This window comes from Pseudomonas sp. SDO524_S393, from assembly GCF_054071875.1.
In genome coordinates this window covers 11769-38556 of sequence record NZ_JBSVVZ010000066.1, presented here as the reverse complement: position 1 = coordinate 38556, position 26788 = coordinate 11769, and the positions used below count along the sequence as shown (strand labels likewise).

The 26788-nt window shown below is 61.2% G+C and carries 18 protein-coding genes and 2 riboswitches; of the genes, 11 read left to right on the top strand and 7 right to left on the bottom strand.

The features are described 5' to 3' along the window. Window positions 1-50: 50 nt before the first annotated feature. From ACW9IB_RS23890 to cobW, 4 genes are read right to left on the bottom strand one after another with little or no spacing between them, the layout of a single operon-like run. Entirely contained in the window at window positions 51-653 is a 603-nt protein-coding gene (locus ACW9IB_RS23890; RefSeq protein WP_457415749.1) for a vWA domain-containing protein, read from the bottom strand. A 53-nt stretch (window positions 654-706) separates the two neighbouring features. Then, window positions 707-1705 carry an ATP-binding protein gene (locus tag ACW9IB_RS23885; RefSeq protein WP_457415748.1) on the bottom strand — a complete coding sequence of 333 codons (999 nt, stop codon included), beginning with the start codon at window positions 1703-1705 and terminating at the stop codon, window positions 707-709. Then, window positions 1705-5466, bottom strand: coding sequence for a cobaltochelatase subunit CobN (gene cobN / locus ACW9IB_RS23880; protein ID WP_457415747.1), 3762 nt, complete (start codon window positions 5464-5466; stop codon window positions 1705-1707). Before cobN ends, ACW9IB_RS23885 begins: the two co-directional genes overlap by 1 nt. A gap of 3 nt (window positions 5467-5469) precedes the next feature. Next, entirely contained in the window at window positions 5470-6537 is a 1068-nt protein-coding gene (cobW, locus tag ACW9IB_RS23875) for a cobalamin biosynthesis protein CobW (RefSeq protein ID WP_457415745.1), read from the bottom strand. Window positions 6538-6630: 93 nt separating this feature from the next. Further along, a riboswitch (cobalamin riboswitch) is annotated at window positions 6631-6830 on the bottom strand. 188 nt (window positions 6831-7018) lie between these two features. Here cobW and ACW9IB_RS23870 point away from each other — a divergent pair. The 5 genes from ACW9IB_RS23870 to cobM all read left to right on the top strand — a co-directional run bounded on the left by ACW9IB_RS23870 (window position 7019) and on the right by cobM (window position 10064). Continuing rightward, window positions 7019-7528, top strand: a complete 510-nt coding sequence (locus ACW9IB_RS23870; protein WP_457415743.1) for a hypothetical protein — start codon at window positions 7019-7021, stop codon at window positions 7526-7528. 126 nt (window positions 7529-7654) lie between these two features. Then, a riboswitch (cobalamin riboswitch) is annotated at window positions 7655-7857 on the top strand. Between the two features lie 97 nt (window positions 7858-7954). Then, window positions 7955-8143, top strand: coding sequence for a CbtB domain-containing protein (locus ACW9IB_RS23865; RefSeq protein ID WP_457415750.1), 189 nt, complete (start codon window positions 7955-7957; stop codon window positions 8141-8143). Window positions 8144-8154: 11 nt separating this feature from the next. Then, entirely contained in the window at window positions 8155-8859 is a 705-nt protein-coding gene (locus ACW9IB_RS23860; RefSeq protein WP_457368773.1) for a CbtA family protein, read from the top strand. After that, window positions 8856-9248 carry a cobalamin biosynthesis protein gene (locus tag ACW9IB_RS23855; RefSeq protein WP_457415742.1) on the top strand — a complete coding sequence of 131 codons (393 nt, stop codon included), beginning with the start codon at window positions 8856-8858 and terminating at the stop codon, window positions 9246-9248. The genes ACW9IB_RS23860 and ACW9IB_RS23855 overlap by 4 nt, the downstream gene beginning before the upstream one ends. A 69-nt stretch (window positions 9249-9317) precedes the next feature. Continuing rightward, window positions 9318-10064, top strand: a complete 747-nt coding sequence (cobM, locus tag ACW9IB_RS23850; protein WP_457415741.1) for a precorrin-4 C(11)-methyltransferase — start codon at window positions 9318-9320, stop codon at window positions 10062-10064. Between the two features lie 235 nt (window positions 10065-10299). On the opposite strand, the gene nfuA is transcribed toward cobM, so the two are convergent. Both nfuA and ACW9IB_RS23840 read right to left on the bottom strand, forming a co-directional pair. Then, on the bottom strand, window positions 10300-10884 hold the full coding sequence (nfuA, locus tag ACW9IB_RS23845) for a Fe-S biogenesis protein NfuA (RefSeq protein ID WP_457368770.1): 585 nt from the start codon (window positions 10882-10884) through the stop codon (window positions 10300-10302). Window positions 10885-10978: 94 nt separating this feature from the next. Beyond that, window positions 10979-13270, bottom strand: coding sequence for a fatty acid cis/trans isomerase (locus ACW9IB_RS23840; RefSeq protein WP_457415740.1), 2292 nt, complete (start codon window positions 13268-13270; stop codon window positions 10979-10981). A 166-nt stretch (window positions 13271-13436) separates the two neighbouring features. On the opposite strand from ACW9IB_RS23840, the gene metH reads away from it, so the two are divergent. From metH to ACW9IB_RS23815, 5 genes are all read left to right on the top strand, one after another. Then, window positions 13437-17147, top strand: a complete 3711-nt coding sequence (gene metH, locus ACW9IB_RS23835) for a methionine synthase (RefSeq protein ID WP_457415738.1) — start codon at window positions 13437-13439, stop codon at window positions 17145-17147. 162 nt (window positions 17148-17309) lie between these two features. After that, complete coding sequence (locus ACW9IB_RS23830; RefSeq protein WP_457415736.1) at window positions 17310-22133, top strand: dermonecrotic toxin domain-containing protein; 4824 nt, start codon at window positions 17310-17312, stop codon at window positions 22131-22133. 52 nt (window positions 22134-22185) lie between these two features. Continuing rightward, window positions 22186-22404: a DUF2970 domain-containing protein gene (locus tag ACW9IB_RS23825; protein ID WP_457415735.1), complete on the top strand. Its 219-nt coding sequence runs from the start codon at window positions 22186-22188 to the stop codon at window positions 22402-22404. Between the two features lie 412 nt (window positions 22405-22816). After that, window positions 22817-24475, top strand: a complete 1659-nt coding sequence (locus tag ACW9IB_RS23820; RefSeq protein WP_457368766.1) for a nitrite/sulfite reductase — start codon at window positions 22817-22819, stop codon at window positions 24473-24475. Beyond that, a complete protein-coding gene (locus ACW9IB_RS23815; protein ID WP_457368765.1) occupies window positions 24459-24953 on the top strand; it encodes a DUF934 domain-containing protein in 495 nt (164 codons plus the stop codon). The genes ACW9IB_RS23820 and ACW9IB_RS23815 overlap by 17 nt, the downstream gene beginning before the upstream one ends. 107 nt (window positions 24954-25060) lie before the next feature. Here ACW9IB_RS23815 and ACW9IB_RS23810 read toward each other — a convergent pair whose 3' ends face one another. After that, on the bottom strand, window positions 25061-25465 hold the full coding sequence (locus ACW9IB_RS23810) for a MerR family transcriptional regulator (protein ID WP_457368764.1): 405 nt from the start codon (window positions 25463-25465) through the stop codon (window positions 25061-25063). Window positions 25466-25537: 72 nt separating this feature from the next. Here ACW9IB_RS23810 and ACW9IB_RS23805 point away from each other — a divergent pair, with 72 nt between their 5' ends. Next, complete coding sequence (locus ACW9IB_RS23805; protein WP_457415734.1) at window positions 25538-26770, top strand: NADH:flavin oxidoreductase/NADH oxidase family protein; 1233 nt, start codon at window positions 25538-25540, stop codon at window positions 26768-26770. The last annotated feature ends 18 nt before the right edge of the window (window positions 26771-26788 follow it).

Here is a 26788-nt window from a genome sequence, read left to right as displayed (position 1 = left end):
GCCTATCAAATGTGGGAGCTGGCTTGCCTGCGATGGCAGCAACCGAGGCTCTACAAACCATCGATATGCCGATAATCCAACTGCAACCCGGCCGCCAGCGCTTGCGCCCGGCCCAACCGGATCGGACCCCGCTCGATGTCCACCAGCAATCCTGGGCACTCCAACTGCGGTAAACCGGCAATCTCTTTGAGCCGTCCATCGGTGATCACCAGCAAACGCTGATGTTCCGCTGGATAACGCTTGCGCCTGGCGACCAGCCAATGCCCGGCTTCGGTCAGCGCCGCCAGCAACGGCGTCCCCCCACCAGCACCGAGCCGATCCAGCCAAACCGCCAAGCCTTTTGCGGCTTTCAAGCCCTGAACCTGCCACTTCGGCGCTTGCCCGCTGACGGTCAACAACGCCATGCGCGCCCGCTGCCGATAGGCATCATCGAACAGTTGCGCCAGCAAGCCCTTGGCATCCGCGAGCGCACGATGCCGGCGCGTGGACGCCGACGCGTCGACAATCACCAGCCACAGCTCATGGGCCGCACGGCTGCGCAGATGAAACAGCAGATCCTCACGGGCGCGAGGCCGGCCGGCCAACAAGGTGCCCGGCCAATTGATCCTCCCCTGCTTCGCGCTGCGCGCCTTGCCGTGCCTGCCTCTGTCCAATCGTCCTGCCTTGGGCCGGGCATCCGCCCCCGCGTCAGGTCGAGGGCGAATGCCTAGGGCTTTTTTGGCCAGGCGGGCACATCCCGGCGTGCGCCGGTGGGCAGAGCCGGCGCGGGCATGTCGCCCCACTGGCCCTGGCCGGGCGAAGTATCAGAGGCCTGGGGCGATTGCCCCTCACTCTGTGCGCTGGCCGGTGGGGATTGGGTTTGACGGCGATGACGCAACGCAAACTCGGCAACCGCTTCGATGTCTTCTTCAGCGATGGCGATGGCCCCGCGCCAGGCCGCATGGGCGCGCGCGCCACGCAGCCAGACCAGGTCCGCGCGCAAGCCGTCGACGCCGGCGGCGAAACAGCGCTCGGTGATCTGCGCCAGCGCTTCATCATCCAGCGCAATGCTTTCCAGCCGTGCCCGCGCCTCAACGCAACGCTCACGCAACGCCGCCTGGGGCTCGGCCCACTGCGCGCAGAAGGCGGTCGGATCGCTGTCGAAATCCAGGCGACGACGGATGATCTGCCCACGCTGCGCCGGCACGGTCTGCCCGCTCAACGCCACGTTGAACCCGAAGCGGTCAAGCAGTTGCGGGCGCAACTCGCCCTCCTCCGGGTTCATGGTGCCGATCAGCACAAACCGCGCCGAATGCCGGTGGGAAATGCCATCGCGTTCGATCAGGTTGGTGCCGCTGGCGGCCACATCCAACAGCAGGTCCACCAGATGGTCGGGCAGCAGGTTGACTTCATCGACGTACAACACGCCGCCATCCGCTTTGGCCAGCACGCCGGCGGAAAACTGCGCGCGGCCTTCACCCAGCGCGGCGTCCAGGTCCAGGGTGCCGACCAGACGCTCCTCGGTGGCGCCCAACGGCAAGGTGACGAATTGACCGCTGGCCAGCAGATCCGCCAGGCCACGGGCCAGTGTGGACTTGGCCATCCCGCGCGGGCCTTCGATCAACACGCCACCGATCTTCGGGTCGATGGCGGTCAGGCACAGGGCCAGCTTCAGCTCGTCGGCGCCGACCACGGCGGACAGCGGAAAATGCGGAGTATCAGTCATCAGCTGTCTTCTTCTATATCCAGCAACAGGTTTTCCAACGCTTCCTTGTAAGCCCCGGGCTCCTGCCACAAACCGCGCTGCTGAGCCTCAAGCATGCGCTCGGCCATGTCACGCAAGGCCGCGGGGTTGTGTTGCTGCACAAAGTCGCGGGTGTCCGGGTCAAGCAGGTAGGCATCGGCAAGCAAGGCGTATTGATGATCGTCGATCAAGTGCGTGGTGGCATCGAACGCGAACAGATTATCCACGGTGGCGGCCATTTCGAACGCACCTTTATAGCCATGGCGCTTCACACCGTCGATCCACTTGGGGTTGGCGGCGCGGGAACGGATCACCCGGTTCAGCTCTTCCTTCAAGGTACGGATCTTCGGCAGGTCCGGTTGGCTATGGTCGCCGTGGTAGCTGGCAGCCTTGTCACCGCTCAGGGTTTCCACGGCAGCGAGCATGCCGCCCTGGAACTGGTAATAGTCATTGGAGTCGAGCAGGTCGTGCTCGCGGTTGTCCTGGTTCTGCAAAACCGCCTGCACCTGGCTCAAGCGTCGGCCAAATTGCTCGCGGGCGGCGGTACCTTCGTCCGAGCCGCCGTAGGCGTAACCGCCCCAGTTCAGGTACACCTCGGCCAAGTCTTCGCGGCTTTGCCACAATCGACCATCGACCGCGCCCTGTACACCGGCGCCATAGGCCCCGGGCTTGGCACCGAAGATCCGCCAGCCGGCCTGTTTGGCCGCAGTCTCTTCGTCAAGGCCCGCCAGACGCAAAGCCTCGCGCTCGCTGCGCACCCGGGCGGCCAGGGGGTTCATGTCATCCGGCTCATCCAGCGCCGCCACGGCCTGCACCGCCGCATCGAACAGGCGAATCAGGTTGGCAAAGGCGTCGCGAAAGAAGCCGGACACCCGCAAGGTCACGTCGACCCGTGGACGGTCCAGCAGGCTGATCGGCAGGATTTCGAAGTCGTCCACCCGCTGGCTGCCCGTGGCCCATACCGGGCGCACGCCCATCAGCGCCATGGCCTGGGCGATATCGTCGCCGCCGGTGCGCATGGTCGCGGTGCCCCATACCGACAGACCGAGCTGGCGCAAATGGTCGCCGTGATCCTGCAGGTGGCGCTCCAGAATCAGGTTGGCCGACTGAAAGCCGATGCGCCAGGCCGTGGTGGTGGGCAGGTTGCGCACGTCCACCGTGAAGAAGTTCCGCCCGGTGGGAAGCACGTCCAGACGGCCACGGCTCGGCGCGCCGCTCGGCCCCGCCGGCACGAAGCGCCCGCTCAAGGCGTCGAGCAAGCCGCGCATTTCTGCCGGCCCACAGGCATCCAGGCGCGGCGCGACGACGATGCGCAGGCTCTCGATCACTGTTTTAACGTCTTCCCAGCCGGGCTCTTCCAACTGTTCAAGTGGCCCTTCCAGCGCCTGCTCGATCAACCGCGCGGCATACCGCTCCAGGCGTTCGCGGGTGTCGCCAGCGGTGCGCCACACCTGGGTATCGATCTTCTGCAATACCGCCGGGCGCCGCCCGGTCCAGGGTTCGGCCAACGCACAGTCGAGGGGGTCGAAACCCAGTTCGAAGGCCTTGGCGATCACCCGCAGCAGGCTTGATTGCGGGCCGCGTCCATCACCTCGGGGAATGCGCAGCAACGCCAACAAAGTGTCGATACGCAAACGGCCCTCGGGCGATTCGCCGAAAATATGCAAGCCATCGCGGATCTGCGACTCCTTCAAGTCGCACAGGTAAGTATCCAGCCGCGGCAGCCAGACGGCGGCATCGGCGTCGCTGTCCAGCTCAAGCTCCTGATCGATGCGGGTTTCGCGCACCAGCTTGAGGATGTCTTTCTGCAACTCCAGGGCGCGGCGCGGGTCCAGCAGTTGCGCTTCGTAGTATTCGTCGGCCAACAGCTCAAGATTACGCAGCGGACCATAGGTTTCAGCGCGCGTCAGGGGCGGCATCAGATGGTCGATGATCACCGCCTGGGTACGCCGCTTGGCCTGGGCGCCCTCACCCGGGTCGTTGACGATAAACGGATAGATGTTCGGCAGCGGCCCCAGCAATGCATCGGGCCAGCAGTTTTCCGACAGACCGACGCCCTTGCCGGGCAACCATTCAAGGTTGCCGTGCTTGCCCACATGGATCACGCCATGGGCGCCATAGATGTGGCGCAGCCAGAAGTAGAACGCCAGGTACGCGTGCGGCGGCACCAGGTCCGGGTCGTGGTACACCGCACTGGCATCCACCTGATATCCCCGTGCCGGTTGAATGCCGACAAAAGTCAGGCCCAGGCGCAGACCGGCGATCATCAGGCGTCCGTCGCGGAACATTGGATCATTCTGCGGGGCGCCCCAACGCGCCAGCACCGCCTGGCGATTGGCTTCGGGCAAACGATTGAACAGCACCTCGTACTCATCCAGGCCCAGGCTTTGATGGCAAGGGCGCAGGTCGAGGCTGTCCAGATCATTGGTGACGCCGCCGAGCAACGCGTGGATCAGGTCGGTACCGCTCGCCGGCAATTCGCTCGGCAGCGGATAGCCCTCGGCGCGCAAGGCACGCAGGATATTCAGCGCCGCCGCTGGCGTATCCAGACCAACGCCATTGCCGATACGGCCATCGCGGGTCGGGTAGTTGGCGAGGATCAGCGCGATGCGTTTTTCGCCATTCGACACCCGTGCGAGGTCGACCCAGCGTCGCGCCAGTTCGGCAACAAAATCCATGCGCTCCGGCGCCGCCCGGTAGCACACCACATCCGACTGGCTGCGCTCACTGCGCCAGGCCAGGTCCTTGAAGCTGATCGGCCGGCTGATAATGCGCCCGTCCAGCTCCGGCAAGGCAATGTGCATCGCCAGGTCACGCGGGCCCAGGCCCTGCTCGCTGGCCTGCCAGCCGGGCTGGTTATCCTGGGCGCAAATGGCCTGGATCACCGGGATATTGCGCCGAAACGGCCGCAAGTGCGGCGCTTCAGGCGTGGATTGGGCAAAGCCGGTGGTGTTGAGAATCACCGCAACCTGCGCGTCATCCAGCAAGTCCTCGACCACCGTCAGACAGCCGGGCTCCTTCAGGCTGGCCACTGCGATCGGCAACGGGTTGAGCCGCGCCGCCTGCAAGCGCTGGCAGAACACATCGATGAATCCGGTGTTGGCGGCCTGCAAATGGGAGCGGTAGAACAGCACCGCCGCCACCGGCCACTCTGCGCGCCAGTCCGCCTGCCAGTCGTTCAGGCGCGGATGGGCGTGATGTGGATGGTAAATCGCTGTGCGTGGCAGGGTTTGCGGCTCGGACCAGGCATAGTCGCGGCCCAGGTAACCGCTGGCCAGGCAGCGATAGAAATCCAGCGCATTACCCAAGCCGCCCTGGCGCAGGAAGTGCCACAGACGGTCGCGTGCTTGCTCACCTACGGTGCTCAGGCTGCTGAGTTCCGGGTCCGGGCGATCGTCTCCCGGGACCAGAATCAGCTGCACCCCGCGTTCAGCCAACTCCACCAGGCGCTCAATGCCGTAGCGCCAATAACCGATGCCGCCATGCAGCGAAATCAGGATGACTTTGGCGTGGCGCAGCACTTCGTCGACATACAGGTCGACCGAGGCATGGTTCTGCACCTGCATCGGGTTGGCCAGACGCAGGCTGGGGTAATCGTCGGGCAACTGCTGGGCCGCTTCGGCCAGCAGCGCCAGGCTGGAGTCGCCACTGCACAGGATCACCAGTTCGGCGGGGGTTTGTCCAAGGTCGGCAATATTGTCGTCCGAGACGAAACCACCGGGCTGGGTCCTGAGCAGGTGCATGGGTCAGACGCTGAGGGCAGCGCGCAGTTGCGCTTCGAGGCCCGCCGGATCCAGTTCCTGACCGATCAGTACCAGGCGCGTCGTGCGGGCTTCATCGGCGCCCCAGGCACGGTCGAAATGCTTGTCGAAACGCGTGCCCACCCCCTGGATCAACAGGCGCATCGGCTTGTTCGGGATGGCCGCGAAGCCCTTGATGCGCAGGATGCCGTGTTGCACCACCAATTGGGTCAGGGCGTCGAGCAGCAACGCTTCGTCGGCTTGCGGCAGGTCGATGGAAATGGAGTCGAACGCGTCGTGATCGTGGTCATGGTCGTCTTCACCTTCGTGGTGATGATCGTGATGGCTGTGACGACCATCGATGTGCTCTTCGGAGCCGGCGCCCAGGCCGATCAGTACGTCCAGCGGCAGACGACCGCTGCTGGCTTCGACGATCTTCACCGCTGGCGGCAGTTCTTCGGCGACTTCCAGGCGTACCCGGGCCAGGTCTTCCGGGTTGATCAGGTCGGTCTTGTTGAGGATCACCAGGTCGGCGCTGGCCAGTTGGTCGGCAAACAGCTCGTGCAGCGGCGATTCGTGGTCCAGGTTCGGGTCCAGTTTGCGCTGAGCATCGACTTGGTCCGGGAAAGCGGCGAAGGTGCCCGCGGCCACGGCCGGGCTGTCGACCACGGTGATCACCGCGTCGACGGTGCAGGCGCTGCGGATTTCCGGCCACTGGAAGGCTTGTACCAAAGGTTTTGGCAGGGCCAGGCCCGAGGTTTCGATGAGGATGTGGTCAAGGTCGCCACGACGGGCTACCAGCTCGCGCATCACCGGGAAAAACTCTTCCTGCACGGTGCAGCACAGGCAACCGTTGGCCAGTTCGAACACCCGGCCAACGGCCTCTTCTTCGGTGCAACCGATGGAGCACTGCTTGAGGATTTCACCGTCGATGCCCAGCTCGCCGAACTCGTTGACGATCACGGCGATGCGACGGCCCTGGGCATTGTCGAGCATATGGCGCAGCAAGGTGGTTTTGCCCGAGCCGAGGAAGCCGGTAACGATGGTGACGGGGAGTTTGGCCAGTGTTTTCATCGGATGCCCTTTGGGGCGGGCATACGGGACGATAGGCCCTGCGACGGCGCGCAGCAGCGGATTTCGTCACCGGATCACCCCGCCCGGTTGAAGTAGAAAATCGGTTGCGAGGCAGGTCTCCTGGCTTGGGGCGTGCGGGTCTTGCGACCGGCGCTGGCTGCGCCTTCCCGCCGTTTTGGCAGTGGCGTGGCAGTCAGTTGAACCCTTCACAGTTGCGGGGGCAGCCGCGGCTTGGACCGCGTTCCCTTCTTAGCTCCGGCCTGGGCTGGAGAACCTCAAGGGTGCAAGGCTACGCAGTGCCACAGAGCGGGTCAATGCCAACACATGAGGTTCGCGCCATACCGCGGCAGTCGAATGAAACTTACAACTCGCATCAATTGCTGATAGCCAGCCAGGAACAACTTCGACGCTTGCACCACACAGATCTGGCTCATAAGCACTCAATGCGCATCAGACATACCAACGCAATAAAGGATCAAACATGAAACTTTCGGCACTTCCCCCGCTCCACTTCAACCTGCCACCTAACTCGCCGAGCTACAAAGGCGAGAAAGAAGCTGATGCCCCGCGGGACAGTATTCAGGTCCAGCATGCTGCATACACGAGCCCCCTCGAAACTCGGGCAAAGAGAAGTACAACAGAGCAAAAGCCCCCGGTCTGGTCCTACAGTGACCGACAGTTGCTACAAGAGGTGAAGAAACACTTCGATGAATATGCAACCGGGCGGGGCGATGAATACGTAAACTTCAATGAATTAAAAGAGGCCGCCGGTCAGGTGCCAACCACGAGAACCTTCTCTCCAGAAGCCTCAGCCATTGCCGAGGAGATCCTCAAACGCCCCCGGCTTCTTAACCAACTGGATATCGGAGTGGGCTGGACACCTGGCGGAAGAGGATTACAAGACGAGAGGTTTGATCATGCCAACCTTGACTACTTGATCCGCCACGCCTCCACTAAGCGCAGAGTCAAGTTAGGTCAGACTCGCTTTTAAAGCTGGTCTGATCCGCAAAAAAGCAACATTGATCGCTCGTAATCCTTGAGGTCAACTCTATCCGTCAAACACCTTGAACATTACAGCCGTCCAAGATGTTTGACGCACATCACCCTCCCATGCTCTCCTACACGTCTTGTTTCGGGTGCCCTGCAAAGGGTGAAACGGGAAACCGGTACGCCATACCCCTATGGCAAGTCCGGTGCTGCCCCCGCAACGGTAAGCGAGCGAAGCGTCAGATCCACTGTGCATACGCATGGGAAGGCGACACTTTCAAAGGCGAACAGCCCCTCGCAAGCCCGGAGACCGGCCCGAAAAAATCAGATAACAAACCCGCGGTGGGCGGGCGCTGTTCAGAACCCTGCGTGCCTGGCTCGCGGGGTTTTCATGCGCTCGTATCACCCTGAAACCCTGAAGGGACGCGCCATGTCGATCATCAGCAGCACTTCGCACGCCACAGGCAACACCACCACTCTCGGCCAACGCCTGACCGCCGCCATCGGTGCGTCGATCCTCGGCGCGTGCCTGGTGTATTTCGCCGGTTTCTCCCATATCGAAGCGGTACACAACGCTGCTCACGATACTCGCCACAGCGCCGCGTTCCCGTGCCACTGAGACCTGCCGACATGATCAAGCGTATTGCCCAAACCGCAGGCTTCACCGGCCTGCTGGCCGCCCTGCTGCTGACCCTTTTGCAAAGCTTCTGGGTCGCCCCACTGATTCTGCAGGCGGAAACCTACGAAAACGCCCCCGCCGCCACCGAAGTGGCCCATGAGCATGCCGAAGGCGCCGCCGCCCACAGCCATGATGCCGAGGCCTGGGAGCCGGAAGATGGTTGGCAGCGCGTGCTCTCCACCACCGGTGGCAACCTGGTGGTCGCCGTCGGTTTTGCGCTGATGCTTGCCGGCCTCTACACCCTGCGCGCACCGACCCGCGCCGCACAAGGCTTGCTGTGGGGCCTGGCCGGTTACGCCACCTTCGTGCTGGCGCCCACCATGGGCCTGCCGCCTGAACTGCCGGGCACTGCTGCGGCCGATCTGGCGCAGCGTCAGGTCTGGTGGATCGGCACCGCCGCCTCCACCGCCGCCGGTATCGCGCTGATCGTGTTTGGCCGCAACTGGCTGCTGAAAGTACTGGGCGTGGCGATCCTCGCAGTGCCGCATGTGATCGGAGCCCCGCAACCGGAAGTCCACTCGATGCTGGCCCCGGAAGCCCTGGAAGCGCAGTTCAAGATCGCCTCGCAGTTGACCAACGTCGCCTTCTGGCTGGCCTTGGGCCTGATCAGCGCGTGGCTGTTCCGTCGCAACCGTGACGATCAATACGCCGCATGATTCTGGCGGTTGGCCTGGGGTGCCAGCGGGGCTGTGATGTTCATGCCCTGCTGGAGCTGTTTGACAACGCCCTCGCGGAGGGGGGCGTTGATCGCAACAGCATCACCGCACTGGCCAGCATCGATTTGAAAAAGGACGAGCCGGGAATACTGGCCTTGGCCAAGGCGTTGAAACTGCCGCTGCACTGTTTCAACGCGGAACAACTGGCGGTTTTTGCCGACCGCCTGAGTCACACATCCGAGGTCGCATTCGCCCATACCGGCTGTTACGGCATCGCCGAAAGCGCCGCCTTGGCCCTGGCCGAACACCTTTCGGGGACTTCTGCCCGCCTGCTGATCACCCGCAAAAAAAACGCCCAGGCCACCTTTGCATTGGCGTGCGCCGGCTAAAATCCCGATAATTGCGCACCCCGATCATGAGCAATTTTCATGCTCGCCCGTTTTTCAACAGGATTTTCCATGACCGTCTACTTCATCGGCGCAGGCCCCGGCGACCCGGATTTGATCACTGTCAAAGGCCAGCGGCTGATCCGTAACTGCCCGGTGATCCTCTATGCCGGATCCCTGGTGCCCGCAGCAGTGCTGGAAGGTCATCGGGCGGAAACCGTCGTCAACAGCGCCGAATTGCATCTGGAACAGATCATCGACCTGATCAAGGCAGCCCATGAAAAAGGCCAGGACGTAGCGCGAGTGCATTCCGGTGACCCGAGCCTGTACGGCGCCATCGGCGAGCAGATCCGTCATTTGCGCGAGCTTGGCATTCCGTTCCAGATCATCCCTGGCGTGACGGCTGTATCCGCCTGTGCGGCGCTGCTGGAATCGGAACTGACCCTGCCGGACATCGCCCAGAGCGTGATCCTGACCCGTTATGCCGATAAAACCAGCATGCCCGCCGGTGAGGCGTTCGACAGCCTGGCACAGCATGGCACGACCATGGCGATCCACTTGGGGGTCAACCATCTGGACAAAATCGTCGCCGAGTTGCTGCCGCATTACGGCGCAGATTGCCCGATTGCCGTGGTGCACCGGGCGACATGGCCGGATCAGGATTGGGTGGTCGGTACACTGGCGGATATTGCCGAGAAGGTTGCCGCCAAGGGCTTTCGGCGTACGGCACTGATTGTGGTGGGCCGGGTGCTGGCCAGTGACAGCTTCAGCGAGTCTTCGCTGTACCGCGCAGGCCATGCCCACCTCTACCGCCCCTGATCAAGCCCTGAGATCCACGCAACCCCCTGTGGGAGCCGGGCTTGCCCGCGATAACGGCATGCCAGGTAAAACATTTGTATGCTGATAGGCCGCTATCGCAGCGGTGCGGCGACCCGACAAGCCAGCTCCCACAGTTGATCTGCTTTGTTAGATGGATAGTGCACGGCATTAAATTTCAGGCATAAAAAACGGCGCTCACGGGGCGCCGTTTTTTCGTTCGCAGTGAACGCCTTACTCAGTAGTAGGCGTTTTCTTTCTGCGTGTGGTCGGTCACGTCACGTACGCCCTTGAGCTCCGGAATACGCTCAAGCAGGGTGCGCTCGATGCCTTCGCGCAGGGTCACGTCCGCCTGGCCGCAGCCCTGGCAGCCGCCGCCGAACTTGAGCACGGCGATGCCGTCGTCGACCACGTCGATCAGGCTGACCTGACCGCCGTGGCTGGCCAGCCCCGGGTTGATCTCGGTTTGCAGGTAGTAGTTGATGCGCTCGTTCACCGGGCTATCGGCGGTAACATTCGGCACCTTGGCGTTGGGCGCCTTGATGGTCAACTGGCCGCCCATGCGGTCAGTGGCGTAGTCGACCACGGCGTCATCAAGGAAGGCTTCGCTGAAGGCATCGATATAGGCGGTGAAGCTTTTCAGCCCCAGGGCGGTGTCTTCAGGCTTTTCTTCACCGGGCTTGCAGTAGGCGATGCAGGTTTCGGCGTACTGGGTACCCGGCTGGGTGATAAAGACGCGGATACCGATACCCGGGGTATTCTGCTTGGACAGCAGGTCAGCCAGGTAATCGTGGGCGGCGTCGGTAATGGTTATGGCAGTCATGGAAACTCCTCACAGGCTTGCCGGCAGTTTACGCCAAAATATTACGCAGGTACAAAGTCCGAGTAATTTTGTCGGAAAAGACCGGCACCACCCGTCAGAGGTTTTCATAGCGATTCATATCCAGCACGCCCTCTTCCACCGGCGTGGTTTCGTGGATGTAGCGCGACAGATCGTGGAAATACTGCCAGAACAGCGGATGACTGCGCCGCACACCCCAGCGATCGACGATCTTTTCAAAGCGCTTGGCGTCCTTGGCCCGCTCCATTTCGGTGACGAACTCGGGCACTTCCCGTGCCGGAACATTGAACATGAAGTTCGGGTAACTGCTCAGCACGCCCGGGTAAATGGTCACAGTGTCCAGGCCCGGCTGATAGCGATAGGCCTCACCCAGCAGAAACGCCACGTTACTGTGGGCGCGATTGCGCAGCATGCTGTAGACCACGCGCTTGCCGCTGTCGGTTTGCACCCGCAGCATCGTGGCTTCCGGCAATTGATCGATCACCTTGAGCCCCGCCGCCGGGCGTGAAGTCAGACGGCTCAGCGCTTGCTCCGCGTCCTGCAGGGCCGGGTCGATACCGTCGCGGGAGCAATAGGCGCCGCTGCAGCGGTTGATCGGGTCCGGACTGGCATTCAAATCGCCATAACGGCTGAGCAACTGGTTGGCAAAGTCGCGCTTGGGGTCTTTTTCGTCCAGGTGCAGGCCACTCGGCTTGCTGTCGTCAATGGCTTCATAATCCAGCCACAGCTTGATCTTGCCGCTGTTCTGGTACCAGTCATCCATGAACCCCTCACGGGAATCGGCCGGCATCAGGCGCAGGAAATTCTGCTCGGCGCCGTTGCGAATCAAGTCGAAGTACAGACGGGTCTGAGCCTGGTGCGACACGTTGCCGAACACGTCGAAGTTCACCGCCAGTTGATAGTAAGTCCGTTCCAGCAACGGGTAATCGAACAGCCACAGGGTTTGTGGCACTTCGCCGATCAGCCCCTTGGTCACTGAAGCACTGTCGAAGTGGCGGAAGATACTCAGCAAGGCATTGTCATTGCCGGCCCACAGGGTCGACCAGCTTGGCGGCGTCAGGTCGGCATAACTGTCGCGGCGCAAGGCCTCGTACTGGTTACGTTTGTCGCGATACGCCAGCCACAGGCTCAGCACGCTGCCCACGTCATCGTTCTGCCCGGGCATGGCCAGCAGCGGCGTGGCCTGGCCGCGATAGCGTGCATCGGTGATGTACAGGTCGTGGTCGGGGTCCTGGAACAGGGTCCAGAAGTTGTCACGAATCACGTCGGTGGCAATCTGACCGCGACACACCGGCCCGCGAATGAAGGTGCGCACGAAATATTCGGCGTTATCCAGCATGAACTGGTAGCGCGCCTTCGCCGGTATGGCTTCGAAGGTTTCGAACGGGTTGGCACGACGTCCCGGGCCGTAACCCGGTAAAGCGTTGACCTGCCAGTTGCCGGCGTAGAACAACTCCTTGATGCGCGCCATTTTCGCCGCGCTGAACGGATAGGTGATGTGGGTCTTGTGCACGATCACGCCCTGCACCGGCCACAGGCGATAGTAAACCTGGGTGCCCGGGTCGTCGTTGGGGCGACGGGTGTTGATCAGGTCGATGGGCTGACCGCTCGGCGTGCGCGAGCGCACCCACTGGAAGAAATGCCCGGGTTCGCCGTTCTCGAAGTAGATATGCGCCAGGAACAAATGCTCGAACAACCAGCGCGCCACCAGGCTTTCCCGGGCGCCGGGCTGATTGAACAGGTTTTCCCATTGCTGCACTTGCAGGGCTTCTTTGGCACTCGGCGCCAGGCCCTGCTCATCGATAGGCGCACCGGACGCCAGCCAACGCTGCAGGGTCTGGTATTGCTGGTCGGTAAGCCCGGTGACCGCCAGCGGCATGCCCTCCTTCGGATGGGCACCGGCATAGGCATTGAACTCACCCGGGGTGGCGCACATGTTTTCGCGGTTGAGCCCCAGCACGATCTCATCGGGCAGTTTGGCATTGGGTTGCAACGGCGCGTTGTGCCCCAGCTCCAGCATGCGCGCCATCAGCGCAGCCTGGCTGCCCTGGGCATCCAGCACCGAATAGAAGCCTTTTTGCTGCCAGGCCGCCTTGCCGAAGGCGTCGTAAAACAGACGCGTCGTCGGCGTGGCCTGACCCCGCTCGCCATCGTAGACCGGCACCTTGCTAGCGCCCCGCGTCGCGCCTTCGGCACTGCCCAGGTTGAGCTGGCAGGCCGAGTCATAGCAGGCATGGCAGGCCACGCACTTCTCGGTAAAGATCGGCTGAATATCGCGGGTGTAGGAAATCGCGGGGGCAGGACTTTGTGCCTGTGTGGTGCTGGCAAAGAATAACAGCGCGGCGCTGACAATAAGGCGAAGTGACATGTATCCGGTTCCGATCCGAAGCGTACGCTGAAAATTTGCCGGTGATTCTACCGACCCACACCCCACAACAACATGAACGATATTCATGCAAAACCCGCATCTACTCCAAATCGGCACAGGTTTGTTATGATTCTCGCCCTCCGAAATGCCTGACCAGAGTAGTCCCATGCCCGATCGTAGCGCTCGCCTGCAAGCCCTTCACCAAGCCCTCAAGGAACGCATCCTGATTCTTGACGGCGGCATGGGCACGATGATTCAGAGCTACAAACTCGAAGAGCAGGACTACCGTGGCAAACGCTTCGCCGACTGGCCGAGCGACGTCAAGGGCAACAACGACCTGCTGGTCATCACACGCCCGGACGTGATCGGCGGCATCGAAAAGGCCTACCTGGATGCCGGCGCCGACATTCTGGAAACCAACACCTTCAACGCCACGCGCATTTCCATGGCCGACTATGGCATGGAAGAACTGGCATTCGAGCTAAACGTAGAAGGCGCGCGACTGGCACGCAAGATCGCCGACGCCAAAACCCTGGAGAACCCGGACAAGCCACGATTCGTCGCCGGCGTGCTCGGCCCGACCAGCCGTACCTGCTCGCTGTCGCCGGATGTGAACAACCCCGGCTACCGCAACGTGACGTTCGATGAACTGGTGGAGAACTACACCGAGGCCACCAAGGGCCTGATCGAAGGTGGCGCCGACCTGATCCTGATCGAAACGATCTTTGACACCCTCAACGCCAAGGCCGCGATCTTTGCCGTGCAGGGTGTATTCGAAGAACTGAATATCGAACTGCCGATCATGATCTCCGGCACCATTACCGACGCCTCCGGCCGTACGCTGTCGGGCCAGACCACCGAAGCGTTCTGGAACTCGGTGGCCCACGCCAAGCCGCTCTCGGTGGGCCTGAACTGCGCCCTGGGCGCCAGCGAACTGCGCCCCTACCTGGAAGAGCTGTCGAACAAGGCCAACACCCACGTTTCCGCGCACCCGAACGCCGGCCTGCCCAACGAATTCGGCGAGTACGACGAACTGCCGGCACAAACCGCCAAGGTCATCGAAGAATTCGCCCAGAGCGGTTTCCTGAATATCGTCGGCGGCTGCTGCGGTACCACGCCGGGCCATATCGAAGCCATCGCCAAGGCAGTGGCCGGCTATGCACCGCGCGTAATCCCGGACATTCCCAAGGCCTGCCGCCTGTCGGGCCTGGAGCCGTTCACCATCGATCGACAGTCGCTGTTCGTCAACGTCGGCGAGCGCACCAACATCACCGGCTCGGCCAAGTTCGCCCGGCTTATTCGTGAAGAGAATTACACCGAGGCACTGGAAGTTGCCTTGCAGCAGGTAGAAGCCGGCGCCCAGGTGATCGACATCAACATGGACGAAGGGATGCTGGACTCGAAGAAGGCCATGGTGACCTTCCTCAACCTGATCGCCGGCGAGCCGGACATCTCCCGCGTGCCGATCATGATCGACTCCTCCAAGTGGGAGGTGATCGAGGCCGGTCTCAAGTGCATCCAGGGCAAGGGCATCGTCAACTCCATCAGCATGAAGGAAGGCGTGGAACAGTTCATCCACCACGCCAAGCTGTGCAAGCGCTATGGCGCCGCCGTGGTGGTGATGGCCTTCGACGAAGCCGGCCAGGCCGATACCGAAGCGCGCAAGAAAGAAATCTGCAAACGCTCCTACGACATCCTGGTCAATGAAGTCGGCTTCCCGCCGGAAGACATCATCTTCGACCCGAACATCTTCGCGGTCGCCACCGGTATCGAAGAGCACAACAACTACGCGGTCGACTTCATCAACGCCTGCGCCTACATCCGTGACGAACTGCCGTACGCATTGAGCTCGGGCGGCGTGTCCAACGTGTCGTTCTCGTTCCGGGGCAACAACCCGGTGCGTGAGGCGATCCACTCGGTGTTCCTGCTGTACGCGATCCGTAACGGCCTGACCATGGGTATCGTCAATGCCGGCCAGCTGGAGATCTACGACCAGATCCCGGTGGAACTGCGGGACGCCGTCGAAGACGTGGTGCTCAACCGAACCCCGGAAGGCACCGACGCCCTCCTCGCCATCGCTGACAAATACCGGGGCGACGGCAGCACCAAGGAAGCCGAAACCGAAGAGTGGCGTGGCTGGGACGTGAACAAGCGACTGGAACACGCGCTGGTCAAAGGCATCACCACGCACATCGTCGAGGACACCGAAGAGTCCCGGCTGTCGTTCGCACGTCCTATCGAAGTGATCGAAGGTCCGCTGATGTCTGGCATGAACATCGTCGGCGACCTGTTTGGCGCCGGCAAAATGTTCCTGCCCCAGGTGGTGAAATCCGCCCGTGTGATGAAGCAGGCGGTAGCGCACTTGATTCCGTTCATCGAACTGGAAAAAGGCGACAAGCCGGAAGCCAAGGGCAAGATTCTGATGGCCACGGTGAAAGGCGACGTGCACGACATCGGCAAGAACATCGTCGGCGTGGTGCTGGGCTGCAACGGCTATGACATCGTCGACCTGGGCGTAATGGTACCGGCGGAGAAAATCCTGCAGGTGGCCAGGGAAGAGAAGTGCGACATCATTGGCCTGTCCGGCCTGATCACGCCGTCGCTGGACGAAATGGTGCATGTGGCGCGCGAGATGCAGCGCCAGGACTTCCACCTGCCGCTGATGATCGGTGGCGCCACCACGTCCAAGGCGCACACGGCGGTGAAGATCGAACCCAAGTACAGCAACGATGCCGTGGTGTACGTGACCGACGCCTCCCGCGCGGTAGGCGTGGCCACGCAGTTGCTGTCCAAGGAGCTGAAAGCCGGCTTTGTGGAGCGTACCCGCGAGGAATACGTGGAAGTGCGCGAACGCACCGCCAACCGCAGCGCCCGTACCGAACGCTTGAGCTACGCCGCGGCCATCGCCAAGAAGCCGCAGTTCGACTGGGCCAGCTATACGCCGGTCACGCCGAGCTTTACCGGGGCGCGGGTGCTGGACAATATCGACCTGAATGTCCTGGCGGAATACATCGACTGGACGCCGTTCTTCATCTCTTGGGACTTGGCCGGCAAGTTCCCGCGCATCCTGGACGACGAAGTAGTGGGTGAAGCCGCCACCGCGCTGTACGCCGACGCGCGCGCCATGCTGGCCAAGCTGATCGACGAAAAGCTTATCAGCGCCCGTGCCGTGTTCGGCTTCTGGCCCACCAGCCAGGTGCGCGATGACGATCTGGAAGTGTACGGCGACAATGGTGAAACCCTGGCCACCCTGCATCACCTGCGCCAGCAGACCATCAAGACCGACGGCAAGCCGAACTTCTCCCTCGCCGACTTCGTGGCGCCCAAGGACAGCGGCGTCACTGACTACATCGGCGGGTTCATCACCACCGCCGGCATCGGCGCCGAAGAAGTGGCCAAGGCGTACCAGGACGCGGGCGACGACTACAACTCGATCATGGTCAAGGCCCTGGCGGATCGTCTGGCCGAGGCCTGCGCCGAGTGGCTGCACCAGCAGGTGCGCAAAGACTATTGGGGTTACGCCCAGGACGAGCAACTGGACAACGAAGCGCTGATCAAGGAGCAGTACAGCGGCATCCGCCCTGCCCCGGGCTACCCGGCCTGCCCGGATCACACCGAGAAAGGCACCCTGTTCCAGTTGCTCGACCCCGAAGCTCGCGAAATGGAACCGGGCCGCAGCGGCGTGTTCCTCACCGAACACTACGCAATGTTCCCCGCGGCGGCGGTCAGCGGCTGGTATTTCGCCCACCCGCAGGCGCAGTACTTCGCCGTCGGCAAGGTCGACAAGGACCAAGTGAACAGCTACACCGCACGCAAGGGCCAGGACCTGGCCGTGACCGAGCGTTGGCTGGCGCCGAACCTGGGTTACGACGACTGAGTGACTGATAACACCTGAAGCACCAGCAGACCGTCACATTGGCGGTCTTCCAATACCGCTCAAACACACACGAAATGCGATTTCCTGTACGGACCCCGTCGTGGGTCCGTCTGCCCCGCGCCTCCTAAGGCACTGGGTCTCAACAGGAAAAAGGATTTCATCATGCCGTCTCCCACTCCCCCCCCATCACAGGGCCAGCTACCGGCCCAGGCTGTTCATCGGCAGTTCGCCACACGCCCTACCCTGGTATCAGTGGTTTTCAGTGCATTAAACCGCCGCATCCAGATGCGCTACCCAACGCAGGCATTAGATTTGACCAAGGTCAAGCTGGCCAGCCCGATTGATTCCGGCGGTTACGCCTTGAAATTACTGCTCAACATCGCTGTCGATCACGTGTTGAACCCCAAACTGCTCGACTTCGGGCCAGCATTCGATAAGCCGTGTTACCTCACGGATGCGCCGGCAAACATTGATGTGCAGGACATTGCCAAGATCATCGACGAGCTGCCCTCAACGCTCTACATGGATTACCAACAAGCCCTGGCTGACTACTGGAGCGAGTTCGATAGCCACGGCAACAGCCGCTGGGAGTGGCTGGGTAAGTTTCTCAGAAGCCAGCTGATCGCTACGGCCGCGCAACATCCCGACCTGAACAGCGAGCAACGAAGCATGCTGGAGGCTGTAGCCATGTGGCCAACACTGCACGAACGGCTGCGAGGCTCCACTCCCGCTACTTACGCTTATTTCATCGAGACCACACTGACCAAACCCGGTCAGCAAGCAACACTGTTGACGCCGGATCTGCTACTGGTAACGAACAAGCAGGTGGTGCTGTGTGGAGTAGACGGGACGATTGCCGGGTTTGACGACATTGATGCCTTCAGCCACGCCTGGAGTGCAAAGATGAAACACCGATATGAGTTCGATACCGCCACCTGGAGGCGCAACGAACCCGATGGCAATGTGTTCGAACAGCAAGCAGGCCTGATTCTCAACCAGCAGCTTGAAGATTTGGCCAACCTGGCACTTCAAGGTCAAAACGAAGAAATACTGGAACGGTATCTGGACAAACTGACCGAACCGGCGCTGCTGGTTTCCAAAGTCCCCCGAGCCACAGGTACCACTCTCGACAAGGTCAACGACCGCTTACCCGAGTGGCTGCAGCAAGCCGGGGCCGATGACCGCTTTGCCTATCACCGCCTTCTGCAGGATATGGCTCAGGTGATGCAGCAAAACCAGTCCCGCTCATTCAATGAAGGCATCGAGAACGTCCACAGCTTCAGCCGCAAGGCATTGCGCGAGCAGATGAAAACCGACCATGGCGATGTTGATCCAGACAACGTGATGCTGGATTTCACCCTCGCAGCGGGCTATCCAGGGGGCGCCGGTATTATTGAACACCGGCGGATGTCGTTGACAGAACTGGCGATTAAAAACCTCGCCGGCAAACCCAGCGGCACCGTGAGAATCTATTCGAGCGGCGACCAGGCGCTGCCTGACTGGCTGACGCAAGATTATTTACTGGGCAGTAGCGGGTTGATCCAGCGCGTCGACATCGGTACGACTTACCCGCACACCATCAGAGAACACCTGTTGAGCGATAGCGCCGATGCGCGTCGACGCGAGTTGCTGTTCACCCGGGAACTGAGGGTACGCCTGCCAATGCAGGCGCTTGAATTCAAAATCAAGCGCCTGTATGGCATGACCACAATGGGCTATCGCTTCGTGAAGGCGCTACTGGATGAAAGCCCGCAGGACAGAACGGTCAACGGCCAGGAGATTGTCTTGCGCCCGTTGGCGCTTTGCAGGCAAGCGCACGCGACTCCCGATGCGGTTGAAAACTGCTTCATCATCGAAACCCGGCAAGCGACTGCCGGTCCACATCTGCTGTATCGGCCGCTGTATTCCGATTGCCTGCATGAATTCGCGACACGCCAGGCACTGCTCGACGCGATTGCCACTCCCGGGCCTCTGCAGGACAGCGTATTGGAATGGCTGCCCGACAAGGTGCGCCCCATCTATGCCGAGGGTGGCATCAAGGAGCCGCATATCCTGCGCTTCTTCAGTGGGGATGAGGCGGCCATCCATACCAAACCAGCGCCTGCGACCCTCGCGCTCGACGAGGGCGCCGAAGAGTGGCTGCAATCGCAAGTTAATGGCCACTTGCTCAAGCATCTGTTCGGTAGTACTGCTCGGGCGCTGGTGGACCTTGCGGATAGAGCGTCGGTGTCCAACAGCGAAAGTCGCTGGGCCGTTCTCATGGAAGGCGCCTGGCTGCTATTCAACACCTTGCTGTTGCCCTTGGTAAAAGGGCCGGCGATGTTGGCAGGTTGGTTTTTGGTGCTGGTCAGCAGCCTCGAATACGACCTGAAGGGTCTGGACAGCAATGACCCCACCACCCGAGAACTTGCTTTGATCGACCTGCTGCTGAATGTCGCCATGGTGCTGCTGCACGCCACCAGACCATCCGACCCGTCGCAGCGAGCCTTGGCGGAACTCGCCGCACAGGACAACGCCTTACACATGACGCCCTGGCTACGTTCGCCGGGCGTGCCCCCTACCCTTGAAGCCACGAGCATCCGCCAAGGTTCGGTGGCATTGTCCGGCGAACCACCAGCGAGCGGCCACACAGCGCTGGACTTCATCCATTCCCTGGCCAGTCCGAAAGCCAGTACCACACTATTGAATGCACTGCTCGAGGTTCGTATTCCATGGCCACCGACACTGCCAGCCCCTCAAGCGCAGGGTCCTCTGAAAGGGCTGTATCGCATCAACAACCTATGGCACGCCACCGTCGGCGGGTTGTTATTTAGAGTCGCGGTGACCCCGGGTTTCGGTGAGGTCTACCTGATTCATCCGCAGCACCCCCTGCGACCCGGCTTCAAGCTGGTCAGCAACGGCCAGGGGCATTGGCGCCTGGATCGAAGAGCCAGGCTGGAAGGTGGCATGCCCAGGGAGAGACTGAGCGCATGGCAGAAAAAACATAACGATCAGGTGAGCGTGCTACGCACGGAACTGGCAGACCTTGGACGTCGATTCGTGGAAGCAGACAGGAACCTCGACCCCTTTCGCACGGCAATGAACCTGGCGCGAGCCAAACTGATCGAACAAAAAAAAACGCTGCGCCAGGTCTGGGGGTTGCTGGGTAAAGCATTGCCACAACTTCGAGAGAAATTCGCTGAACGCCATCAGCAGGAGCAGTCACTGACGACAAAAGCCAAAGCCGAATTCGAGATCGCGCTCGATAACTACCTGCGCGCCTCACAAGAAGGCTTTGCTGCCGCGCACCAGTATAAAGCCAAAGCCGCGCAGTTGATGACCATCGACAGGGCAGACCCTAGAAACAAGCGCATGCACGATATTGCAACGAATTACCTTTACAACTATTGGAGGACGCAATACGACATTGAACTGCAAAAATTTTCCGATACCTACGAAACTGAACGCGGGGAAAGCTACGGAGAGTTGAGCGAGCGCGGCACCGCAGAGTTGAACGACAATCTCACGAACGCCTATGAAGAGCTTCTGGTGCTCTGGAACAGCCAGTTCGAGATTTTCAAACAGATGATCGGGTTCGCAGAAAAACTCGAAGACGTATTGCAGCAGGCAGACCCGACCGCCCGCAAGCTCATTCAGCAGGAAAGCTCCGATCACGCATCCGTCACCTCCGTGGGCATCAAGCAAAGCCTGCTGATGTTTCTCAGCGAACTTGTGTTCAACCGCAACCACCACTCCCGCGAAGCGGCTGAGCACCCTTTCGTGATGGAACTGTCGGCCCCCATGAAGGAGAAAGTCATCCTTTCCCATGCAGAAATAACTGCAACCAGTGGCTATTCGAACGTCGAACAAATGGAGGTGCTCAAGAGCGTACTGGACTTATATGAACGCCTGGGCAACGCAGTCGACTCACTCGCGGAAATGGGCTCCGGGTTTATCAGGGAAGCTTATCGAATACCCTTCCTGGAGCACCTGGCTGAAGCTCGCACCGGCCTCGAAACACAGTTGGCGGACTTGATTCTCGTCGATGAAGGCTTTGCTCCCCAGCCCGCGCCTATCACTCGCATGCAAACCAAACAATCCACAAAGGTTGTATTCAAGACACGTAGCCAAGAGACCTTGGTCGGTGAACTACGCCCCTCGACATCCGACACCCCCGAGCGGTTTATCGAGATCCACGATCCGGTCACCAGGAAAGTCGTGGCGACTTATCACGAACACACCCATGAAGGTGTATGGGTTGAAGTGGTCCCCAGCCCACCCACGACACCCGCCATCGAGCCATTGAAGCGGACCCTGGACACCATAAAAAACGAGGCTCAAACAGTCATCGCCCGACGCGCCGGCATTGAACGTACGATCCGTGCTCAACAGAAAAAGCTGCTCGATCCCACACGGCGCGAGGAACTGCGACCGCTGGAGTGGGATGAGATGCTCAGCCCCCAGGCCCGCAAGCTAGAGGCATTGGCCAATGAAATCGAGCGCGATCACAGTACGCACGCCAGTGCCGCGGCGTTGACAAAAGCCTATCGTGACGAGTCGCTGAGCCTGAACCGGCTGGCACGGGAGCTGTGCAGTGCGGGCTTCCTGCAGCAACGCCCCAAAGCCGCCAACATTGCGTACCTGTGGAAGCACGGGTTTGTCGCTATCAACCTGGTGCGGCGGCGCATCGCGCTCAAGGCCGGCGACTTTCTCACGGAGTACGTCATACGGGACGCGACCAAAATCAGAGAAGGCCAACAAGGTGATGACATAGTTTTATGGTACGCCCACTTCCACTATCCGACCGCTGACACGCCCGCGTTGCAACCCACCTTCGGCCACCTGAAAACAAAAGAGGAGAGGCTGTTTACCCGCAAGGAGCTGATCGAGCAGGCACGTACAAACTTTCGTACAGTGGTTAATCTTGAGAAGGCCACGATCAAGCCCCCCCTGGATCAAATGCTATTTCTCAACCTGGAACCGCCGCCACCCCGCGCCCCTCGATAGCCAGCCCGGGATTGGCTATGCTGTGTAGCACTATCTGGTTGCCGAGGCGTTTATGGACGATCCAGCCAACGACAAGCCCCCTACCTTCTGGCAGATGCTCCACAGCGTGATGGCCGCTGCCTTTGGCGTGCAGAGCGGCAAGAACCGCGCACGGGACTTCACCCACGGCAAGCCCAGCCATTTTGTGGTGCTGGGCATTCTGTTCACCGCCGTGTTCGCCTTGACCTTGTTTGGCATCGTGCAACTGGTGTTGCACCTGGCCGGCGTTTAAACCAAAAAAAACAGGAAGCAGCTTGGCTGCTCCCTGTCTTTTTGCTTGCAGGTCGCGCCTTCTTCCTACTGATGGCTGACCCAGAACACGGCGGTCCCAACCACCAGGATTATCAGGAACAAAATCGCCCAGGCATCAACGGTACTGTCGGGTTTGCGGGCTTTGGTTGAATTGCTCATCGCATCGCCTCTTGTCGGTTTTATCGGTGATTGCTCTCAAACACGCTCACAGTAAAGTTGACGATTGTCCGCATGACAAATGTGGGTTTTCTGATAATCAGCCTCATTAGTCGATTTGGTTCTTTGCATATACTCAAACTTCACTTTTGCGCATAAACGCAAACTGGTATCGTGCGCCGGCTCCGTTGGGAGTGCGCGGCCGTGCGCGCAGATTTGCCGAGAACAGGACCTATATGTACGTATACGACGAATACGATCAGCGCATCATCGAGGACCGCGTCAAGCAGTTCCGTGATCAGACCCGACGCTACCTGGCAGGTGAGCTGAGCGAAGAAGAGTTCCGCCCTCTGCGCCTGCAAAATGGCCTTTATGTTCAGCGCTTTGCGCCGATGCTGAGGGTGGCCGTGCCCTATGGCCAACTGACGTCCCGTCAGATGCGCATGATGGCCAAGATTGCCCGCGACTTCGACAAAGGCTACGCCCACATCAGTACCCGCCAGAACATACAGTTCAACTGGCCGGCCCTGGAAGATGTGCCGGACATCCTGGCTGAATTGGCCACCGTGCAGATGCACGCCATTCAGACGAGCGGTAACTGCCTGCGCAACGTGACCACCGACCAATTTGCCGGTGTCGCCGCCGACGAACTGATCGATCCGCGCCCCTGGTGTGAAATCGTCCGTCAGTGGACCACCTTCCACCCTGAATTCGCCTACCTGCCGCGCAAGTTCAAGATCGCCATCAATGGCTCGACCTCGGACCGTGCAGCCATCGAAGTGCACGATATCGGCCTGGAGCCGGTGTACAACGCCGCCGGCGAGCTGGGCTTCCGCGTACTGGTAGGTGGCGGCCTGGGCCGTACCCCGGTGGTCGGCGCCTTCATCAATGAGTTCCTGCCCTGGCAGGACCTGTTGAGCTACCTCGACGCCATCCTGCGGGTCTACAACCGCTATGGCCGTCGTGACAACAAGTACAAGGCCCGGATCAAGATCCTGGTCAAGGCGCTGACCCCCGAGGTGTTCGCCCAGAAAGTCGACGCCGAGATGGAACACCTGCGCGGCGGTCAGACCACCCTGACCGAAGCTGAAGTGCACCGTGTGGCCAAACACTTCGTCGACCCGCAGTACAAGACCCTGAGCAATCAGGACGCCGAGTTCGCAGCGCTCGATCAAGAACATCCGGGCTTCGCCCGCTGGCGTGGCCGCAACACCCTGGCGCACAAGCAGCCGGGCTATGTAGCCGTAACCCTGTCGCTCAAGCCGACCGGCGTGGCGCCGGGCGATATTACCGACAAGCAGCTGGACGCCGTCGCCGACCTGGCCGACCGCTACAGCTTCGGTCAACTGCGCACCTCCCACGAACAGAACATCATTCTGGCGGACGTCGAGCAAAGCCAACTGTTCACCCTGTGGGGCGAGCTGCGCGAAGGCGGTTTCGCCACGCCGAACATCGGCCTGCTGACCGACATCATCTGCTGCCCGGGTGGCGATTTCTGCTCCCTGGCCAACGCCAAGTCGATCCCGATCGCCGAATCGATCCAGCGTCGCTTCGACGACCTGGACTACCTGTTCGATATCGGCGAGCTGGATCTGAACATCTCCGGTTGCATGAACGCCTGCGGTCACCACCACGTCGGCCACATCGGCATCCTGGGCGTGGACAAGAAAGGCGAAGAATTCTACCAAGTGTCCCTGGGCGGCAGCGCCAGCCGTGACGCGAGCCTGGGCAAGATCCTCGGCCCGTCCTTCGCCCAGGAAGCCATGCCGGACGTGATCGCCAAGCTGATCGACGTGTACGTGGAACAACGTACCGAAGATGAACGCTTCATCGACACTTACCAGCGCATTGGCATCGACCTGTTCAAGGAGCGCGTCTATGCAGCGAATCATTAAGAACAACGAAGTCATCGACGAAACCTGGCACTTGCTGCCCAAGGACACGAGCTTCGACAGCATCTCCAACTGCGACGATCTGATCGTGCCGCTGGCACTGTGGCGCGAACACGGCCACGCCCTCAAGGCCCGCGACGGCGGACTGGGCGTATGGCTGGACGCCGATGAAGAAGCCGAGGAAATCGGCGATGACGTGAAACACTTCCAGGTCATCGCGCTGAACTTCCCGGCGTTCACTGACGGTCGCAACTACTCCAACGCACGCCTGCTGCGTGACCGTTACGGTTACACCGGTGAATTGCGCGCGATTGGCGATGTGCTGCGTGACCAACTGTTCTACCTGCGCCGCTGTGGCTTCGACGCGTTCGCACTGCGGGCCGACAAAGACCCGTACGAGGCACTGGAAAGTCTCAAGGACTTCTCGGTGACCTACCAGGCCGCTACCGACGAACCACTGCCGCTGTTCCGTCGTCGCTGACCGATCGTTCCCACGCTCCGCGTGGGAATGCCTCGCCGGACGCTCTGCGTCCGCTGTTGGGATGCGGAGCGTCCAAGGCTGCATTCCCACGCAAAGCGTGGGAATGATCAGACGCTGAGCTTGATCGACGCCAGCACCTGCTTCTGCCCCATGGAACACGGCACATCGGCCGGGTGTGCTCGCACGGCCTCGATCACTCCCAGCAATTGCGCCTTGTTTTGCGCCAGTTGCGTCTGCATCACCTCAATCTGAGCGACCTTGCGCTCCAATGCCTCGATCAATTCGTCGCGTTTGTGCTCGCCCGGTGCCGGCATCAATGCCTTAAGCTCCTGCAAAGTGAACCCGGCCTGTTGCGCACTTTGGATCAGTTGCAGGGTTTGCAGCGCCTCCTCTGAATAACGTCGATAGCCATTGGCCTGGCGCCCCACCTGACTGATCAAGCCTTGCGCCTCATAGAAACGGATGCGCGACGCCGCCAGCCCACTCTGTTTTGCCAACTCACCGATATTCATCGTCCAACCCTGCTTGACATTAAAGTTAACTTTAAGCTTAGCCTGAGGCCTCCCTCGCTCAGGAGTCAACCCATGTCACCCTTTGAAGCCCTGCAACTGCCCAATGGCCAAGTGTTATCGAACCGTATCGCCAAGGCGGCGATGGAAGAAAATATGGCCGATGCCCGGCAAGCACCGTCCCGCGAGCTGAAGCGGCTGTACAAGACCTGGGCCGACGGTGAGCCCGGCCTGCTGATCACCGGTAACGTAATGATCGACCGCCGCGCCATGACCGGCCCGGGTGGCGTGGCCCTGGAGGATGAACAGCATCTGGACAGCTTCCGCGAATGGGCCGACGTGGCGCGGGCCAAAGGCGTGCACTTCTGGGTACAGCTCAGCCATCCCGGGCGGCAGACGCCCGGCAATCTGCGTCAGCTCGCCATTGCGCCGTCTGCGGTGGCGTTGGACCTGGGCGGTTTCTCGAAGATGTTCGCCAAGCCCCGGGCCATGACCGAAGGTGACATTCAGGATGTGATCGAGCGTTTCGCCACCAGCGCGCGCCTGGCCGAAAAAGCCGGGTTTACCGGGGTGCAAATCCATGGCGCCCATGGGTACTTGCTCAGCCAGTTCCTGTCGCCCCTGAGCAACCAGCGCACCGACCGCTGGGGCGGCTCCCTGGAAAACCGTGCGCGGTTGTTGCTGGAAGTGATCCGGGCCGTGCGGGCCAGTGTCAGCCCGTCGTTTTGTGTGGCGGTCAAGCTCAACTCCGCGGACTTTCAGCGCGGCGGTTTTGCAGAGGCCGACGCCCGCGCCGTGGTCGAGCTGCTGAACCCACTGCCCATCGACCTGCTGGAGCTGTCCGGTGGCAGCTATGAAGCACCGGCCATGCAAGGCGAAGCGCGGGATGGCCGCACCCTGGCGCGCGAGGCGTACTTCCTGGAGTTCGCCAAGGAACTGGCCGCTGTCGCCACGATGCCCTTGATGGTCACCGGCGGCATTCGCCGCCTGCCCATCGTGCAACAGGTGCTGGACAGCGGCATCGCCATGGCCGGCATCGCCACAGCGTTGACCCTGGAGCCTCAGTTGCTCAAACACTGGCGCGAGGGCCGCGACCTCAACCCGCAACTCAAGCCGATCAGTTGGCAGCGCAAGCCCCTGGCCGCACTCGCCACCCTGGCCGTGGTGCGCTACCAGATGCGTCGTCTCAGTCACGGCCACGCGCCAAGGGCTGATGTTCGGCCGTGCGTGGCACTGGTGCGCGACCAATGGTTCATTGCCCGGCGTACCCGCCAATACCGTGCGGCGATGACGCAATCTTCACATTAAAGGGTGAGCATTCGCCGT

Coding starts and splice junctions, on each gene's coding strand:
- ACW9IB_RS23885 (WP_457415748.1), bottom strand. CDS start 1,705: ATGACTGATACTCCGCATTTTCCGCTGTCCGCCGTGGTCGGCGCCGAC.
- cobN (WP_457415747.1), bottom strand. CDS start 5,466: ATGCACCTGCTCAGGACCCAGCCCGGTGGTTTCGTCTCGGACGACAAT.
- cobW (WP_457415745.1), bottom strand. CDS start 6,537: ATGAAAACACTGGCCAAACTCCCCGTCACCATCGTTACCGGCTTCCTC.
- ACW9IB_RS23870 (WP_457415743.1), top strand. CDS start 7,019: ATGAAACTTTCGGCACTTCCCCCGCTCCACTTCAACCTGCCACCTAAC.
- ACW9IB_RS23865 (WP_457415750.1), top strand. CDS start 7,955: ATGTCGATCATCAGCAGCACTTCGCACGCCACAGGCAACACCACCACT.
- ACW9IB_RS23860 (WP_457368773.1), top strand. CDS start 8,155: ATGATCAAGCGTATTGCCCAAACCGCAGGCTTCACCGGCCTGCTGGCC.
- ACW9IB_RS23855 (WP_457415742.1), top strand. CDS start 8,856: ATGATTCTGGCGGTTGGCCTGGGGTGCCAGCGGGGCTGTGATGTTCAT.
- cobM (WP_457415741.1), top strand. CDS start 9,318: ATGACCGTCTACTTCATCGGCGCAGGCCCCGGCGACCCGGATTTGATC.
- nfuA (WP_457368770.1), bottom strand. CDS start 10,884: ATGACTGCCATAACCATTACCGACGCCGCCCACGATTACCTGGCTGAC.
- ACW9IB_RS23840 (WP_457415740.1), bottom strand. CDS start 13,270: ATGTCACTTCGCCTTATTGTCAGCGCCGCGCTGTTATTCTTTGCCAGC.
- metH (WP_457415738.1), top strand. CDS start 13,437: ATGCCCGATCGTAGCGCTCGCCTGCAAGCCCTTCACCAAGCCCTCAAG.
- ACW9IB_RS23830 (WP_457415736.1), top strand. CDS start 17,310: ATGCCGTCTCCCACTCCCCCCCCATCACAGGGCCAGCTACCGGCCCAG.
- ACW9IB_RS23825 (WP_457415735.1), top strand. CDS start 22,186: ATGGACGATCCAGCCAACGACAAGCCCCCTACCTTCTGGCAGATGCTC.
- ACW9IB_RS23820 (WP_457368766.1), top strand. CDS start 22,817: ATGTACGTATACGACGAATACGATCAGCGCATCATCGAGGACCGCGTC.
- ACW9IB_RS23815 (WP_457368765.1), top strand. CDS start 24,459: ATGCAGCGAATCATTAAGAACAACGAAGTCATCGACGAAACCTGGCAC.
- ACW9IB_RS23810 (WP_457368764.1), bottom strand. CDS start 25,465: ATGAATATCGGTGAGTTGGCAAAACAGAGTGGGCTGGCGGCGTCGCGC.
- ACW9IB_RS23805 (WP_457415734.1), top strand. CDS start 25,538: ATGTCACCCTTTGAAGCCCTGCAACTGCCCAATGGCCAAGTGTTATCG.